Source organism: Paenibacillus sp. FSL R7-0163, from assembly GCF_037969975.1.
Classification (GTDB): Bacteria; Bacillota; Bacilli; order Paenibacillales; family Paenibacillaceae; genus Paenibacillus_AQ; species Paenibacillus_AQ odorifer.
Genome location: NZ_CP150224.1, coordinates 4,399,269 through 4,415,660 on the forward strand (window position 1 = coordinate 4,399,269; position 16,392 = coordinate 4,415,660).

Genomic DNA, 16,392 nt, shown 5'->3' on the forward strand with positions numbered 1-16,392 from the left:
GTTCCTTGCTCCCTTCAGGCTCTTCGTTTCTTACGTTTCATGATAAGGAGAGTGAACAGGATCTAATAGGGGCGATTTTTGCTTTGATGTGCATTATTTTGACTTCTGAATGACGTGAAGCACTGTAAGTTTACTTTCCAATCATAGGCATCAAATCAATATAGTAACAAAAGGTATAACTGTTTATGGGAAAATACGTTAAAATCAGAGAGTGACTTACATCTTTCATTCTTTTTTAGAAACGGAGTGTCCTATTAATGAAAAAGCTAGGTGCATTATTTTTATCCATTTTCATGGTTATGTCTGTCTTTACCACTGCGCATGCTGCTGAAAAGCCTGTCGGTGTATGGATTGATGGAACCGAAATAAAGTTAGGCGATTCTAACCCTGTTGTAGAAAAAGGAACGACCCTAGTTCCTATGCGTCCTCTGCTAGAGAAGCTTAATGTAAATATTAATTGGAATAAAAAAAACCAAACCGTAACAGGGACCAAAAATGGACTGGCCCTCTCACTGACCATTGGCAGCACAACTGCAACGGTAAATGGGGAGAAGAAAAAACTAGAGGTGGCTCCTAAGACCATCAACAATGTCACCTATGTTCCTGTCCGCTTTATAGGAGAAACGATCGGCTATAAAGTGGAGTGGAGTCCAGCGCTGCGCACCATCACTTTTGTGGCCAATACTCAAGCTGCAGGAAGCACCGGATTCTTATGGAAAGTGGAGAACAAAGGCAACACCGTTTATCTGCTTGGTTCTATCCATGTGGCTAACGACAAAATGTACCCGCTGCGTCCGGAGATTGAAGCTGCTTTTGAAGCCTCGCAATATTTAGGTGTCGAAGTAGATATCTCTAAGATTGATCAAGCTGAGATCCAAAAGTTTATTTTGGAAAAAGGCTCCTATACAGATGGGACCAAGCTCAAGGATCATGTATCCGCAGATACCTATAACAAAGTGACTCAACTGCTAAAAGCAAATGGTCTGGCGGAAAATGCATTCGATTCCTTCAAACCGTGGGTCGTTACCCAAGGTGTCTCAAGTCTACAGATGCAAGTTACAAGTTATACGGCGGATACCGGCATTGATTTATATTTTTTACAAAAAGCAGGCAAGCTGAACAAACCTATTATTGAGCTGGAAAACACACAATTGCAGCTGAATATGTTCGACCAGTTCTCAGATGGATTGCAAGAAAAGCTTCTTGTCGACACACTCGGCAGCCTCAATCAAACGGACAATACTTCCGCAGCAGCTTCACTGGATGCACTATCCCAAATGTGGATGCAAGGTGATGAGCAGTCGCTCGTAGCAATGACAAAAGCGGTCGCGCAAGAGCCAGAGTATTATAAGGGCCTGGTTTCGGATCGTAACGTCAACATGGTGAAGCATGTAAAAGAATATTTGAATAGTGATAAAAAAGCGACTTACCTTGTCGTCGTTGGTGCGCTGCATATGCTCGGTGACGATGGTATCGTGACCCAATTGCAAAAAGATGGCTTTAACGTCGTCAAACAATAATTGTTTTAGCTAAAATAAACAAGGCTGCCTCTTAGTCATCTACGATGACTAAGAGACAGCCTTGTATTTTACTTTTTTTAGATCAATCTAAAAGTAGAAGTTGGCTTAACGTGCGGACAGAGCGGAGGGTCCTCCGGGATTCTGGAGAAACGCACCCTCCGAACCCCAAGCCGCTTGTTCATAAACGGGCTACTACAATTTTATTAACTGATCTACCTTAACTGGAAGTCCAGTAGCTATCGAACGATTTGCCGCAATCCCGGTCATAATAGACAACGCCCCGTCCACATGGGAAGCCGCACGATTAAAGCGATCCTCTAGCGGACGTTCAAAAATATCACGCAGCATCACAGGATCTCCGCCCCCGTGCCCCCCAACTCCTTCTTCAATCTCCACTTCATAAGGTGCTGCGAAATGAGGGAAAACCGTGATCCGCTTGTCTTTTAACGCCCCTTCATCTTCCTTGTTTCCTCCGGCATTTACATAAGACTGTTCGACGACCTTTACTTCCATCCGCCCCTTCGTTCCATTAAATACTACAATGAAGCCCTCCCAAGGCAGATAAGCATTAAGTGAATAATTCATAATCGTCTTATTTTTGTATTTGACCATAACCGCCATCGTATCCTCAATGCTGATATTATCACCGAACACACTTTGATCACGCAGGTAACCATCCTCATGCTCCGTATCCAGATACATCTGCTTTAACTGCTCGTTGTCTTTAAGATGCAGGGCAAACGGATCATTTTCTGCCGCGCTACTTCCATGAGCACGCTGATAAAACTCAGTCACCCCGCGCTTCTCCGCGTTTTCTCTGCCATAAAATCTTAGATCGCCCATCGCATAAATCGTATCCGGGCGCGAACCCAGCCAGAAATTCATCAAATCGAAATGATGTGTGGATTTATGAACCAAGAGACCTCCGCTGTTCCGTTTATCACGGTGCCATCTGCGGAAGTAATCCGCCCCATGCTGCGTATTCAGCAGCCACTCGAAGTTGACGGAAAGCACTTCTCCAATCGCGCCGTCCATAATGAGTTCACGGATTTTGGTGTTGTGTGGTGCATAGCGGTAATTGAAGGTCACACGCAGCTTTTTCCCAGTCCGCTCAATCGCTTCAAGAATTTCCTGACATTTCTCTTCATCCACTGTCATCGGTTTCTCCGAAATAACATCGCAGCCAAGCTCCATCGCCCGGATAATGTAACGATGATGCGTGCGGTCAATACTCGTGACAATAACCGTGTCAGGTTTGGTTTCCTCAATCATACGGTCAAACTCATGAGCTTTATAGGTAGGAACCGCTTGATATTTATATTTTTCCTCCAGCAAACGGTTCGCATAATCCATTCTTGCTCCATTCACATCACAAAAGCCTACAATCTCAGAGGTTTCACGATAATTCGTAGTGATCTCACCATAAAAAAACTCCGCTCGGCCGCCGGTTCCTACGAAAGCATATTTCTTGTTGGACATCAGGATCACTCCATCACTTATTAATTTAAAAGCGTTTTCTTCTTATAGTGTATAGTATAAAATATATCTTAATCTAAGCGATTCTTAGCAGAAAGAACAAAAACTTTGCATATATTATCTTCATTATCAGAAAGGAGCAGATTTAGCATGGAACAGGAGCCTCAGCCTCCTTTTATAATTGAGCAAATAAAAAGAGCCGGTCCATTCAGCATGGATTCCGACCATTATCACGATACTTATGAAATCTATTATTTACTCGCCGGGGAACGCAGTTATTACATTAACAATCTGATCTACACCTTGCGTAAAGGTGATCTGATTTTTATTAACAAGAACGAGCTCCATCGTACCACCTCTAAAGGCTCTGCAAGCCATGAACGGATCTTAATTAACTTTGAGGAAAGCTTTCTGCAAAAGACATTGGCGCACTTCGAGCTGCATTTTCCATTTATGGCTACACAAAGCTTGCTTTTGCGGCCCGGAGTACATGAACAGGGTGCCATTGAATATCTTCTTTTCAGCATGCTAAAAGAACAAACAGAACCACGGACACAGCAAATCTCCTATCTTCAGACGCTGCTCATCCAACTATTTATTGAAATGAACAGAATACAGGAAATAAGCCGCGAGCCCATTGCCCCTGAGAGCAGTGAGAAGCAGCTAAAAGTCTACGAAATTATCGATTTTTTACAAGTACATTATGCTGAAAAGCTTACATTAGAGCGGCTATCTGAAACTTTTTTCATCAGCAGCACCTATCTCTGCCGTGTGTTCAAGCAAACGACTGGCTTCACTATCGTAGAATATCTAAACTACATTCGGATCAAGGAAGCCCAACGTCTCTTGCAGAGCACCAACGCTAAAGTTACGAACATCGCCGAGGATACCGGCTTTGACAGCATCGCCCACTTCGGGCGTGTGTTTAAACAAATCGTTAAACGCTCGCCTTTGCAATATCGCAAGCAAAACCGCTGATCCACAGTTAGAAATCACAACCGATTCTCTATGTAGCCGCTCCGTCGATCAAAAGCACCTTATGTGAACTGCCATGGGCATACGGGGGCATCAGGAGCATCTGGCATCTGGAGCATCTGGGGCATCTGAGCAACAACAATACCCCGTCCCTAGATTACCTTTTCGCGCGAACAAAGTTCATGAGGCTATCGGACCCAGTGGACCTTATTCGCAGCATAATCGCTATTTTGGGATTTTATCGGACCCCATAGTCGCTATTGGTATAAAAAGCTACCTATATTGAGCGTTTCCGAAGGAATAACGTCACTGGAGTCCGAACCCCTGCCGAATAAGCAATAAATCTGCAAATAACGTCATCTGGGTCCGCATAACTTTGTCTCGCAGGAGTAATCTGCGGTTTCGGGGGGGGGGGGGGTTTCGGGGTTTCGGGGTTTCGGGGTTTCGGGGTTTCGGGGTTTCGGGGTTTCGGGGTTTCGGGGGTTTAGGTAGCACTGTAACGCATAACAAGAGCAGCGATCCCCACTAATGGAGTATCGCTGCTCCGCTGTCATTTTGTGATTAATACGGTCGTCTCATTCCTCATCATGCCATTCATTTTGCTTCGTTATGTGATTTCATTTCCAAATCTCGTACAAGCCTGTGAACCTCAATTCCGGCCAGCAGCACGATGCCAATCCCATGTGTATCGTTTAATTGCCAGGTCAATTCATCTTTATAATACAGTTTGTTAAACGAATAACCCGAACCGCGGCAGACACCGTAAACATTGCCTTGTTTGTCAATACAATGACGGGTTAAGCCGCTCCAGCCGTGGAGTGCAGAGGTTACGTATGACTCCGGTTCCAGCAGCCAACCGCAGCGGACGCCTCTAGCAAAAGCATAAATAAACATAGAGGTACAAGAAGCCTCCGCGTAAGACTCAGGATCCGTCAACACTTGATGCCATAAGCCATGCTCATCTTGCAGCTTAAGATAGCCTTTACTAAGCTCACGGAAATAATCAAGTAAATCAGCCCGCAACGGATGTTGCTCAGGCATAACTTCAAGCAGCTCAGTCAGCGAGAAAATCACCCAACCATTACCTCTGCCCCAAGGCACGCCATTGGGTTTATTAAACTTATAATCATATACATGATGCATAATGCCAAGCTCCGGCTGGAACAGCCGCTCCTTGTAATGTAAAAACTGCGCCGCCGCATCATCAAGATAAGCCGCATTTCCGGTCAATTTATAATATTTGCTTAGAAAAGGCGTGCTCATATACAGATCATCACACCACATCGTCTGCTGCATGAAATCAACTGTGCCACTGGTCCGATACAGAGCTCCGTCAGGCAGCCTGCTCTGCACTTTAGTAATGTAATTGGCAATTTCAGCAGCAGCTTCCGGTGCGCCCTGTAGTGGACGAAGCTTATTTGCTTCCAGCATCGTTGCCCCGAAGGATCCGCAGTCGTCCAGCGAATCCATCAGCGCCAGCTGATGATTGATGCCCGGAGCGCCATAACGTTCAAGGTCCCATAAGGCATATTCGTGCAGCCCTGTACATTGCTCAATATGGTGTTGTGCATATTCGGCATAATGGGGGGCCTTAAGCTCTACTCCTGTTCTCAGCAATCCGTACAGGGTTACGCCTAGAGGGTAATTCCAGCGCCCAAACATAACACTCTCCAAATAAGGCCTAACCCAGCTATTCGGTTGGTCCACCCGCCAAAAGGTTACTTCATCCGCTTCCCCAAATAAAGTATCCATAGAGGTCAGTTCTAAGACTTTCGGCGCTGTCCCCGAGGTGAATAGTCCAAGGTACAGCCAAGGATCAGTTAATCCTTCAACTGAATAAGGTTGCACGAGACTACTCTGAACACCACCAGACCGTACGTCCAGTTCAAATCCCCAATTCCCCTCTCCGCAGACGGACTCCACGACGAGATCATGTAGTCCATAACCAAGCTCCAGTTGGATATCCAGCGTGCCGTTCACGTTCTGGTGCTCAGCTACAAGTTTCCCATTCACATAGATAGAGATTTCAGCCATTCCACGATAGCTACCTTGCAGGCGTATGTCATCTTTCTGTAGGCTCTTAACTTCCAGCTTACACCAAGCAAACGCCTTGGCTCCTAGTAATTCCCCAAATATACGTGAACAGTTGCCAGTTGCCTGTTCCTGTGGCGACCATTGCGGCGTCGGAAACCAAGCGCAGCGAGCTGTCATCTGCTCTTCAGTGAAATCAGCTTCCAGCCAAGCTGCCCAAGACGTCTGTTGGGGTCCACTATAAATCCAACCTTCACAACCGCTTAACTGCGCCGTTGGAGTAAGAAAGTGTACCGGTGCACCTTTGACGCTGCCCGTTCCAAAAACCCCTCCGCAACCTGTACCTGTTGCTACATACTCCAGCACAAGATGGTTCCAGCCTTTATCCATGCCCGCCCGAAAAAACGTCCTCCGGTCCGGAAACACATCATCATTTAGATTGGAGCTAAACACCAGACGTCCATTTATGTAAACCTTAACTGGACTGTAGCAACTAACTGAGAAAGGGGCTTCTACCTCATTGTCACTCCACAGCTTTCCCCATACATATACGAATTGTCCTGCCTCTAGCTCCGGCAGTCGTTCTTCCAGATTCATATCGTAACGGCAGTCGCGGAGCCGTTTGAAACCACTCTGTGAATGTACCCGGTAAACCGGAGGCTGCGGGGGATAGGCACCGATAAAACGGCTGGCCACAGCGGCCAGTACATTTTCGATTTTGCCCCCATTATATTTGGCAATACAATCAGGATCAGGAAAGTATTCTGGAATATAAGTACTCACTAAGCATATCCTCCTTCACACCGTTATTTCTCCACCGGGATACAGCGTCGAGCTGTACAATCTTTTAGGCTGAGGTAACGATTTCTCAGAGGCACAGGTACTAATATCTATCCACTCGCTTGAATATACCGTTGCTGACTCATCATTATAAATTACAACCTGTTCGCTGCCACATCCCAGAAGATCGCCGTGAACGGCATAACCTTCCTCCTTGAATTCAGCTACAACCTGCATATGTCCATCGTACAAAGCAGGATATACCCCGCCTCCCCGGCGGTACGCGAGAATATAATCCGGAGAACCCACTTGCCAGTTGCTCACAGCTTCCACTATAGTCAGCCAACCGTCGGTTGTGCGTTCTTCTTTCCACAGTTCCTTGCCATTACAGTCTAGAAGAAACAACGCATCCTTGCCCTTCAGCCCTTTGCCGTCATCTTCGCGGATCATTCGGTCCAGCCCGGCAACCTGAAGACCAGGCAGTTCGGGCCGGAATCGGCCTAACGCCAGATGCTGTGACTCTATAGAACCGTCATAACGCCAAAGCTCTTGCCCGTCCCGGTCATACATCACCGTTACGCTTCCGCCGACAACCAGTTCAGGATAACCATCTCCATTCACATCGCCAACCCAAATACAGTCCGCGTGGTCATCCAGATCGTGGCAGCTCCATAATAAATTACCTTTAGAATCAAGCAGATCATAACCTGCCATCACTTGATCCTGTCCATTTCCATGAAGATCGTGAACCCACGGATAATGTCCTACATTGCCTGTATGCGTCCATAATAAATTGAAATTCTTATCCAAGACCCACAGTTGATGATAACGGTCCTTCAGAATGATGTCGGAAGCATGTTCTTGCCCTGTTAGATTGGCAATGATAATACAATCATGTGCATGTTCAGCAGGTAAGTCGTATATGGACTTAACCGTTCCTGTTGAACCTTCAAAAATATGAAAACGTCCATCCATTACACATAATACTTCCAGCGACCCATCACCATCTATATCATAAACTTGCGCTGGATAGTCCGAGCCTTGGCTGCCAGCGTCAGGATCGGGTGTGCCCACCTGCCACAGCAGCTTGCCATCCATATCAAAAGCGGTCAGGCATTGCACCTGATGGGGAATATAACGAACATCCTGGCGATTATCCGGCTGGACCAGCAGCATTTCTGCACGTCCATCCCCATTCAGATCGCCAATAAGCATTTTACAGCGTGGACCAGCAGCGGAAATATCTACTTTTGCCAGCTGATAGACTGATTGTGTGTCCTTCGTTCTCATTAGAATCCTCCTGTCTTCTCTCTTCGATTAGATCTCAGGGAAACGGACGGTTTGTCCGCCTGCTACTTCTATAATCACACCGTCGATTTCCAGCCAGACAGATACCGCTCCCGGATTATATACAAAATCCCTAGCAGCGGAGAAAATAAGGGCTTCACAAGCCTTCATATAATGAACGAGTTCAATATTTGTGGCGTACCAGATTTCCTCCAGTCCTCCCACTGCTTCACAGAAGCTTTCCATCAGCTCCCAGTTATTATCGTTATCAAATTCATAACTATGGCCCCACACATACATCAGATATAAATACTGCCGTTTATGCAGCTTCACGAACTGCTCCGCATGCTCCAGCAAATGATCATTATGATGGCAAGTCCCCCGCCATTCCAGCCAATCCTCCGGCAGCCCAAAGCCGCCGCCAGTGGTCTGTACCACACGGGCATATTCCATGCCTAAATGAGGCAAAAGCTTCTTTATCTCCTTGTTAAAGGAACCGTTAGGATAAGACATTCCCCGTATCGGCACCTGGAGCAGCGTCTCAAAATATTTTCGATCCTCCATAATCTCATGGATGATTTGCTCCTGCGGACAACGGGCCAGCGTCGGATGGTGTTGCGTATGGACAGATACTTCATGTCCCTGGTACAGCTCAGTTATTTCATCTGCCGTAATACGATCACCTTCACCCAGCAGGCCAGAATTGAGATGAAATGTTCCTCTAATCCCATGGCGGTTAAATAGTCCAACCAATCTTTCGTCAGCCCGTCTGCCGTCATCATAGCTCATCGTAAGCGCCTTATGTCTGCCCTCAGGGTAACAATAATATATAATAGACATCAATCTGAAGCCTCCCTCGCATTACTGTCCAAAAACCGTCAGATTCGAGTATTCAGCAATCAGGGGTGCCATCTGTCGGAACCCAATTTTCCCGCCTGTCAGTAGCGGCCCATAGGTTTCACCATCATCTATCCATGTAAAAATCGGCAGTTCATTGATTGCAAAAGACAGCATAGGGCCACGTTTCACCACTAACATCCGGTAGGGCTCAGTCATGTCGCTGACGTCCGGAAGCGGATCGGCTGCCTGCGCAACCAGATGAAAACCATAACTTTTGCGCAAATTACAGGTGTGAAATTCACGTTCTTCCACCCAACGCCTGCGAAAATACGAGATATGATACGTGTCTATCTGCCCGTGATGGTATTGATCATATTCACCCGTACGGCGAGCAAGCGTGGAATCAAATAAATCCTTCCCACCCTCTCCTTTGGCCGCGATAAACAATATCGCCAATCCCGGCTCACACAATGGGCGGAAATTCCAAGATACGGCGAGGTCTGCCGGGAACTCCTCTGGACACCAGAGAACGACATTTGCTTGTTGTCCGGCCTCGGCATGGATAGTACTCTCTAATCTCATTCGTTGCAAAGGGAAGGAAACCGTTCCCTCTCCCTCCATCTGGAATCCAGCGATATCACTAGTTGAAGCGAGGGGATTATGGTAGATTGGTTTCCATGCTTCAGGGATCAAACCACCTATACCCGTGTCCTGCATCGGCCTAGCCATAAATCATTCCCCCCACAATGAAGCCTTCAATTCGCGAGTTCCGGTATAGCACTACCGATTAATTCCAAGGCAATGATCGTATTTAAAGACCACTGCGAGGCTTCATTTGTATTCATCCAATCGATCTCATTTAACTCAGTCATATAAGTGACCCGATCAGCTTCCTCCTGTAGATTCACACAACCAAACGGATTCTCCAGTAAAATCGACCAGCACCGCTCTGCCGTCGCCGGATCCTTGCGGTAATATGCTCCATATGCCGCAATGGCTACGCTGAGTACAGGATGCTCAAAACGGAGTTTTCCTGAAATCAACCCTCCTGTAAATGCGTCCTTCTCTTCTTGTGGCAAATTATAAAATACGCCGAACTCAGCCAGCATATCTTCCCAGTCCGGGTCCTCCAGCATTGCCGCCAGCTCGAACCACACCTGTGGACCTCCCATGCTAATCGCTAGATGACGCCCCCAGTTATCGTCGCCCATTCCCGACAATAGGCCAGTTGCCGGATCATACCCATATGTGGGACCAGATAATAGCCGTAAATTTGCCCTTTTGATGCAATCCATGCCTGTTATAATCTTGTCACGATAAGCGGTATCCTCGAACCGCTCCCAGCGGGTCATCCAATTAGAGCTAAAGGCTGCCCAGTCCGGACCCACCCTAACATGAGTCGGGAATTCATCCTTCGGAAAATACGCCCGCATCGGGTCCAGAGTAACTGTTGAATAATCAGCATCCTTTACACTGTCCATAATATCGCCGACCCGCTCGTCTCCGGTCAGATAATAATAGTAGCGATGCAGACCCGCCATAGCGATACGAGCCTCTTTGCAGCCGCAGCCCCAGTGGATGACATTATGCCGCGAGCCTAGTCCGGCGTATTCGCCAAAATGATATACATCTACCTCACTCGTATGCCTGGTCATAGCTTCGGCCATTCGGAACACATCCGCTCTCCCGGACCGGAGAAACGTTACCCACAACCACATATTTGGCACCAGCTCGGAATTCTGCCAGGCACAGCCACCGAGATCATAGTTCCATACATGTCTGACCGGATCGTAGCTGTGCATGAAATCTCCGTAGTCCCAAAAACCGTACCATTTGCGCTGCTCGATCTCTTCCTTGTAAAAGGAGATGATCCCGTCCAGCCGCTCTTCCAGATACACCTTGGCTGGCGTGCTCCGATCAGGCAAACTCCAGAAACCAAAAGCACCCGCTTCATGATAATAAGTTGGTTCACAAACCAGCAATGAAGGTTCTTCAGCTTCTGCCTGCATCCGCTGCAACAATTCAGGCCCGGGAGTCTGCGCCGTACACCAGAATGTTAGCTCGCTAGTATTAGCGATACCAAATGGAGTGGCCCGTAATTCTTCTGCACCTTCATACGAGGATTCCACATGTGTTTTTGTATCATAATGCCGCAAGTCCATAGCTGCCGCATCAGGTGACCAGAACCAGACAGTAAGAGCTGCCGCGTCTGTGGCAGTGGAACCAATCTCCATTCCTGCCGGATGCTTACGCCAGAAATTCTTCATCCCGACGGCTAGCCCTCCACCCTCTGCTCCAACATAACCAAGCCCACCTGCCCGGCGGCCTTCTGCTGCCTTGATCCAAGCGCACCCATCCTCTGTCCGCTTCCAGATCCCATAATGCTCGGAAGAATCTTGAACCAGCCGAAAGCTGCCCCAAGTCGCGGAGTCATCCAATAAACTAAGGAAATAGGCATCCTCTTCTGGATCAAATTTCACAGCACATCCTGCTACCTGATCGACGAATAAATCACGGTACTTACCTTTGGTTCGCCGTGTATGCAACGTCTTAGGAGACTCGCTAAACAAGCCGCTATCTCCGGCAAAACGAACATGGCGGTTGTAAAGCGGTCCATGCAGCGGCACTGTGAATTCTATTCCTAATCCTTTAATAAAATCCTGCTGTGGATTACCGTCATAATGAAACGTATGAACTAATCGAATAGACTCCAGCCCAGCATAAAAATATAAACGTAACGTATAGGGAAGCCACTCACGAGCATTGTGTGAAGCTTGGTGAAGTCCCTCTAGCTTCACCACTGCGCGAACAGGTCCGTCCTGTTCAAGGATGGCACTTAACGTTCGTCCTGTGAATCGCTCCTCACGTATGCTCAGGGTGCCAGCACCCTCATCTCTCTGTTCACGTATACATACAAGCTCTCCATTACTGCATACTTCGGTTCCTTCCGTGTCCGCCGGATTTCTGCGCACAATACTGCGGATAAGACCCTTCCCCTGCTTGTTAACCGTGCAAATAATAACACCTGTATCTATAATGAAAGCTTCCTCTGTTTCCTGCACAGTTAGTCGCTCAGTCATTTCCGTAGCTGGAGCCGCTTGATTTATTGTCATTGTCGCTAAGGAATCCTGCTGAATATCCGAATTTTTGTTTACTGCCGAGTGCGTGGACCATTTGATGCTCCCGTCAGGCCAAAAAGCTGCCGGCCAGCTTTGCAGCGGCACAAGCTTTTCGTTCTTCGGCATACTTAAGCAGAGATTCTTTAACGATTCCCTGTTGAGCGCTCCTTTTTTCCAAGGAACCCCCCAGGTAACACCCACATCAATAGCGGGCTTTTTTAGCCAATGCAGGCTAATCGGCAGAGCCGTAGGCACAACAACCATCTCCTTTATACCTTCTTCGCCGCACGTCCTCTTACTTTTAAAGAGCTTCATTATTATGGCTTAGCTCTCTATAGCGGCTTGGGGTTATTCCCTCTTGTTTCTTAAAAATCCGGTTAAAATAGCTATGCTGATAACCCACCTGTTCAGCTACATCGTTAATTCGCAGCGAGGTATCACGCAGCAGCTCCTTGGCTTTATCAAGCCGCAATTCGGTCAGATAATCAATGAAATTTTTCCCGGTGACCCGTTTGAATGATTTACTCAGTAAAAATGGGCTGATCCCTGTATAATCCGCACATCCATCCAGCGAAATATTATCCATATAATGCTCATTGATATACATCATGGCATGCTCAATCGTCCGTTTGATTCCGGCATCAGAACGCTCGCTCAGCTCCGTCAGATACGGTGCGACTACCTTTTCCTGAAACCAGGCAAGGATAAGCTTCGGCTCATGAATTTGCGACAGTGCCGCGTACAGATTAGCCCCTTTGAACAGTTGGTTTGGATGAATGCCTGAGACCATAATGGCGTGCTGAATACTGCCTAACAAATGAAGCATGCCCTGCTGCACATCAATCACTTTTGCCCCATTGGCACACAGTGCCTCCAGAAATTCCTCCAACAGCCGGTAAGCCTCTTCCGCTTCTCCTGTGCGCAGGGCCTGAATCATTCCGCGCTCCAAAGTGAACGAATATTGCGGTTCAGGCGTACTTTGCCCCTCACGATCCAGTAGCTCCATATTAATAATCTGGTTCTCACCACCAAACTGGCGATAACTAGCGGCTTGCTTCGCAGCCTCGAACGCTAGCGGAATACCGGATATCCTTCCAACCGGTGCACTAAACGCCACTGTTACCCTCATTTTTAACATGCGATTAATCGTTCCTGTCAGTTCTTCGCTAAAGGCTTGCACCGCTTCCAGCGATGGATTCGCAACGGGTTCGATAAGAAGTAATCCTGCCGTGAGATCATGGAAATTGATAATATCAGCCTGCTTAAAGTGCTCGGCAGACAATTCTCCGATAATATTGACGGCGGCGAATGATACAAGACTTTCATCACCGTTGCGGAACTTCCCCTCCTGGCTGGAGATGCCTGTAAGCTGAATATAAAGAATAATATAATGACAATCCTCTACTTCCCACTTAAAACGCCGCATCCGGCTTTGCAGATCCTGCTCAGAATAAGAATATAAATACCCCTGAAACAGCTGATGCAGGAAGCTTTCCTTCACATGTGGAAGCTGCTCGGAAAGAGTGTACTTCAGGGCATGGCTCTCCCCGTGCAAGTTCTGCCAATGCCGTTCAATCAGAATAAACTCATCCTCCCTACTCGCAGCCGCCGCTTGGTCAGGCAACAAAGTCTGCAGCAAACGTCCTATCGGTGAATAGATTTTGCGGGAAGCAAACCAAGACAGAATCGCCGCCAGCAGCAAAGCACTGAAGCTAACTAAAAATATCAGTCTCGAAATGAAGACGACAGGTGAAGTTATGCTGGTTATCGGTGAAGCGGACACATAGAGCCAATCTGCGGAGAGTCGGGAAAACTCACCATAAGTCACTGCATATGTAGCCTTACCCCAGTCGAAGAGAAAAGAGGACTCAAGATTTGACTCATGGTTCGCGCCCCGTTCCACAATCTCATTATGCAATGCGGTAAGTAAGGGAGAATCCTCGGCACTGTCTCCAGCAGATACGTACAAATCCCCCGTCGTCTGCAGCAAAAATGTCTCGCCGCTATTATAAGGTGTCATAGTTCGTAGCATCGCAGCTACTTTCTCCGTATCCATGCGGAGCAAAAGAGCCCCGAAGGGCTTCAAGCTTCCGCCCGGAATATGATGGACAAGCGTTAATTCTTTGACATTTGGTTTATTGGGATCGAATGCCCACTGCGTCCAATAGGTGCTTTGTTCAGTATCAATCAATTTGTCATATTGACCCGATACCGCGCTGGAGTCAATCGTGCCATATTCGGGATTAAATAGTAATGGATGATCTCCTGATAGATAGAGTTCAACGTTACTCGTCATCGTGTTCGAGCCCTGCATCACTACGAGTGTCTTCGTAATATCCCAAGCCCGCTCATGATCCTGAATAAAATCAAGGCCATTCAAGCTGTAATCAAACTTGGGATCAAAGGCCCAATGTGCCAGCATCAGCTCCAGATTGGACAGTTGATCATCAATATTAGCCGCCCGCTGTTCAATCTGCCTGTTATGCATCTGCAGCAGCTCGCTCTCCAGGCGTCCCCCTGCCATCCAGTAGACAAGCGCACCAATAATAAACCCCGGAATGGATGACACCACCAGCATAATGATCAGATTTTTACGATAATATCGGCCCTTACAGCCTGACCAGCCTTTTGTATAACGCTTCCATTTCGCCACATTTCTCATCACTATGCTCTCACCAGCCGAATCAGATAAATTTGAAGTGCAATCGAACCACATTCGTTTTGCTCCTCAGATCCTTTCCAGCCGGATAAAAGCACTAGGAAGGATCTAGTGGTCAGCCTTAGCGTATAACTCGTTCATTTCCTTAACTAAATCATCTCCACCTGTTTTTCTCCATACATCAAATGCTGATTTCAATTCAGCTTCATCAATTTGTCCTACAATATACTTTATGCGTGCATCATTAATTACATTGTCAAGTTGAGCACCCTTTTGGGAATATACTGTGGAAATAAAGGCCTCTGCCGGATTAACCACGATCGAAGCTTCATTTGCTTTCTGAACTTCGATTTGTTTAAGCCGCAGCGGTGTCTGAGCTACAGTCTTGGATTTGTCCTCAGGTATAAAGGCCAGAATTTGGTTTAACCCTTCCACTTCTGACTCCAGAAGGACAGTGTCTTTGGAGCGTTCAATAAAACCATCCACCATAGTGTAGTGAGTACCTTCCAAACCAAAACCTAACATCGTTTGTAATTCCGGATTATTGATTTGATCTAGAAAAGCCAGTACCCGTTTCAGTTCTTCTTCGCTCTTCACAGATGATTTTGGAATAGCCAGCATGCCCGAGAAACCAGAGGTCGGCAATGTATGTAGCTTGCCATCCGTACCTGTTACGCCCCCGCTTACATCTACATAATGTTTATCCGGTTCGTCTTTGCCTTCTTTTTCTAGCGCAGCGTGAATTTTATCATCCACCCGGGCACCTGTATCGACCACATCGACGATTACTCCTGCCTTATTGTTCACGATCGGATCTGTCCATTTGGCACTATCCATAACTGCGAAGTCGGAGTTGATCAATTTCTCATCATACAGCTTCTTCATGAACTTAAGCGCTTCCAAATATTCTGGATATTCATGCTCAGGCACCAGCTTGCCATCTTGCACGCCCCATTTATTCGGTGTTCCAAACCATAACTTAATGGTATCAAAACCGCTGGCCCACTGGCCGCTCCATTTGACCAGCACCATGCCATAAGTATCCTCTTTACCATTGCCGTCTGGATCTTTTTCCTTGAACGCTTTCAGCATATTGTAGAAATCATCTACCGTCTGCGGTGTTTGCAGCCCCACCTTCTCCAGCCAATCCTTACGGAAAACCATACCGTTACGGCCGAGTACACGCCCCCGATAGATTCCGTAATTCTTCCCATCAATAGCCGAGTTTTTCAGAATAACCGGGTTCGCTTGGCTTAAATTCGGATAATCCTTAAGATAAGGCCCTACTTCCCAGAATGCGCCCGATTTGGCAGCGTTCACAAAACTAGAAGCCTTAACATCCCCCACGTAGATAATAGTCGGCAGCTTCCCAGAAGCTAGCGTAATATTAAATTTATCTGCATAAGATGCGTTCGGGACCCACTCAAAGTGGATTTTTGTGTGGGTCTGTTTCTCCAGTTCAGCAGCAACCGGACTGCCATCCTTCGGATAATTTGTTTTGAATATCGGCAGCATGAGGGTCAGATCCAGCGGGGACTCGCTTTTCTCTTCTCCAGTATTACTACTCCCCTCACTTTTGCTGTTAGAACCTGCAGATTCATTACCTGAGCAACCTGCAACAACAGTGGTAACCATCATAGCCACAAGTAAAAGTAACAACCAGCGCTTCTTTTTTACCGAACGATTAGCTTCCATTATTATACCT

Annotated in this window: 10 protein-coding genes; 2 read left to right on the forward strand and 8 right to left on the reverse strand. The window is 47.1% G+C overall.

Annotation, left to right across the window (positions count from 1 at the left end; translation table 11 throughout):
• Positions 1-257: 257 nt before the first annotated feature.
• Positions 258-1,520 carry a TraB/GumN family protein gene (locus tag NST45_RS19490; protein ID WP_339823568.1) on the forward strand — a complete coding sequence of 421 codons (1,263 nt, stop codon included), beginning with the start codon at positions 258-260 and terminating at the stop codon, positions 1,518-1,520.
• A 192-nt stretch (positions 1,521-1,712) separates the two neighbouring features.
• Here the strand turns inward: NST45_RS19490 and NST45_RS19495 are convergent, their stop codons facing one another.
• Positions 1,713-2,999: a Gfo/Idh/MocA family oxidoreductase gene (locus tag NST45_RS19495; protein ID WP_076141355.1), complete on the reverse strand. Its 1,287-nt coding sequence runs from the start codon at positions 2,997-2,999 to the stop codon at positions 1,713-1,715.
• Between the two features lie 147 nt (positions 3,000-3,146).
• Between NST45_RS19495 and NST45_RS19500 the strand changes: the two genes are divergently transcribed.
• Complete coding sequence (locus NST45_RS19500; RefSeq protein WP_339823572.1) at positions 3,147-3,974, forward strand: AraC family transcriptional regulator; 828 nt, start codon at positions 3,147-3,149, stop codon at positions 3,972-3,974.
• A gap of 591 nt (positions 3,975-4,565) precedes the next feature.
• Here NST45_RS19500 and NST45_RS19505 read toward each other — a convergent pair.
• The 7 genes from NST45_RS19505 to NST45_RS19535 are packed head-to-tail and all read right to left on the reverse strand — an operon-like array spanning position 4,566 to position 16,382.
• The gene (locus tag NST45_RS19505; protein ID WP_176462569.1) at positions 4,566-6,785 is read right to left on the reverse strand and encodes a glycoside hydrolase family 88 protein; all 2,220 of its coding nucleotides are present in this window, start codon (positions 6,783-6,785) and stop codon (positions 4,566-4,568) included.
• A 15-nt stretch (positions 6,786-6,800) separates the two neighbouring features.
• Positions 6,801-8,072 (reverse strand): FG-GAP repeat protein, encoded by a 1,272-nt coding sequence (locus tag NST45_RS19510; RefSeq protein WP_038569482.1) that lies wholly within the window; start codon positions 8,070-8,072, stop codon positions 6,801-6,803.
• 27 nt (positions 8,073-8,099) lie between these two features.
• Positions 8,100-8,909, reverse strand: coding sequence for a polysaccharide deacetylase family protein (locus NST45_RS19515; protein ID WP_038569480.1), 810 nt, complete (start codon positions 8,907-8,909; stop codon positions 8,100-8,102).
• A 21-nt stretch (positions 8,910-8,930) separates the two neighbouring features.
• Positions 8,931-9,638 (reverse strand): DUF1961 family protein, encoded by a 708-nt coding sequence (locus NST45_RS19520; RefSeq protein WP_244886440.1) that lies wholly within the window; start codon positions 9,636-9,638, stop codon positions 8,931-8,933.
• A gap of 26 nt (positions 9,639-9,664) precedes the next feature.
• A complete protein-coding gene (locus tag NST45_RS19525) occupies positions 9,665-12,292 on the reverse strand; it encodes a hypothetical protein (RefSeq protein ID WP_052096872.1) in 2,628 nt (875 codons plus the stop codon).
• Positions 12,293-12,329: 37 nt separating this feature from the next.
• Positions 12,330-14,744: a helix-turn-helix domain-containing protein gene (locus NST45_RS19530; protein ID WP_080742433.1), complete on the reverse strand. Its 2,415-nt coding sequence runs from the start codon at positions 14,742-14,744 to the stop codon at positions 12,330-12,332.
• Positions 14,745-14,795: 51 nt separating this feature from the next.
• The gene (locus NST45_RS19535; RefSeq protein WP_076275353.1) at positions 14,796-16,382 is read right to left on the reverse strand and encodes an extracellular solute-binding protein; all 1,587 of its coding nucleotides are present in this window, start codon (positions 16,380-16,382) and stop codon (positions 14,796-14,798) included.
• Positions 16,383-16,392 lie beyond the last annotated feature (10 nt).

Bases quoted from the DNA above. Each gene is read 5' to 3' on its own strand.
- NST45_RS19525 (WP_052096872.1), bottom strand. From the start codon at position 12,292: ATGGTTGTTGTGCCTACGGCTCTGCCGATTAGCCTGCATTGGCTAAAA.
- NST45_RS19520 (WP_244886440.1), bottom strand. From the start codon at position 9,638: ATGGCTAGGCCGATGCAGGACACGGGTATAGGTGGTTTGATCCCTGAA.
- NST45_RS19535 (WP_076275353.1), bottom strand. From the start codon at position 16,382: ATGGAAGCTAATCGTTCGGTAAAAAAGAAGCGCTGGTTGTTACTTTTA.
- NST45_RS19515 (WP_038569480.1), bottom strand. From the start codon at position 8,909: ATGTCTATTATATATTATTGTTACCCTGAGGGCAGACATAAGGCGCTT.
- NST45_RS19530 (WP_080742433.1), bottom strand. From the start codon at position 14,744: ATGTGGTTCGATTGCACTTCAAATTTATCTGATTCGGCTGGTGAGAGC.
- NST45_RS19510 (WP_038569482.1), bottom strand. From the start codon at position 8,072: ATGAGAACGAAGGACACACAATCAGTCTATCAGCTGGCAAAAGTAGAT.
- NST45_RS19490 (WP_339823568.1), top strand. From the start codon at position 258: ATGAAAAAGCTAGGTGCATTATTTTTATCCATTTTCATGGTTATGTCT.
- NST45_RS19495 (WP_076141355.1), bottom strand. From the start codon at position 2,999: ATGTCCAACAAGAAATATGCTTTCGTAGGAACCGGCGGCCGAGCGGAG.
- NST45_RS19500 (WP_339823572.1), top strand. From the start codon at position 3,147: ATGGAACAGGAGCCTCAGCCTCCTTTTATAATTGAGCAAATAAAAAGA.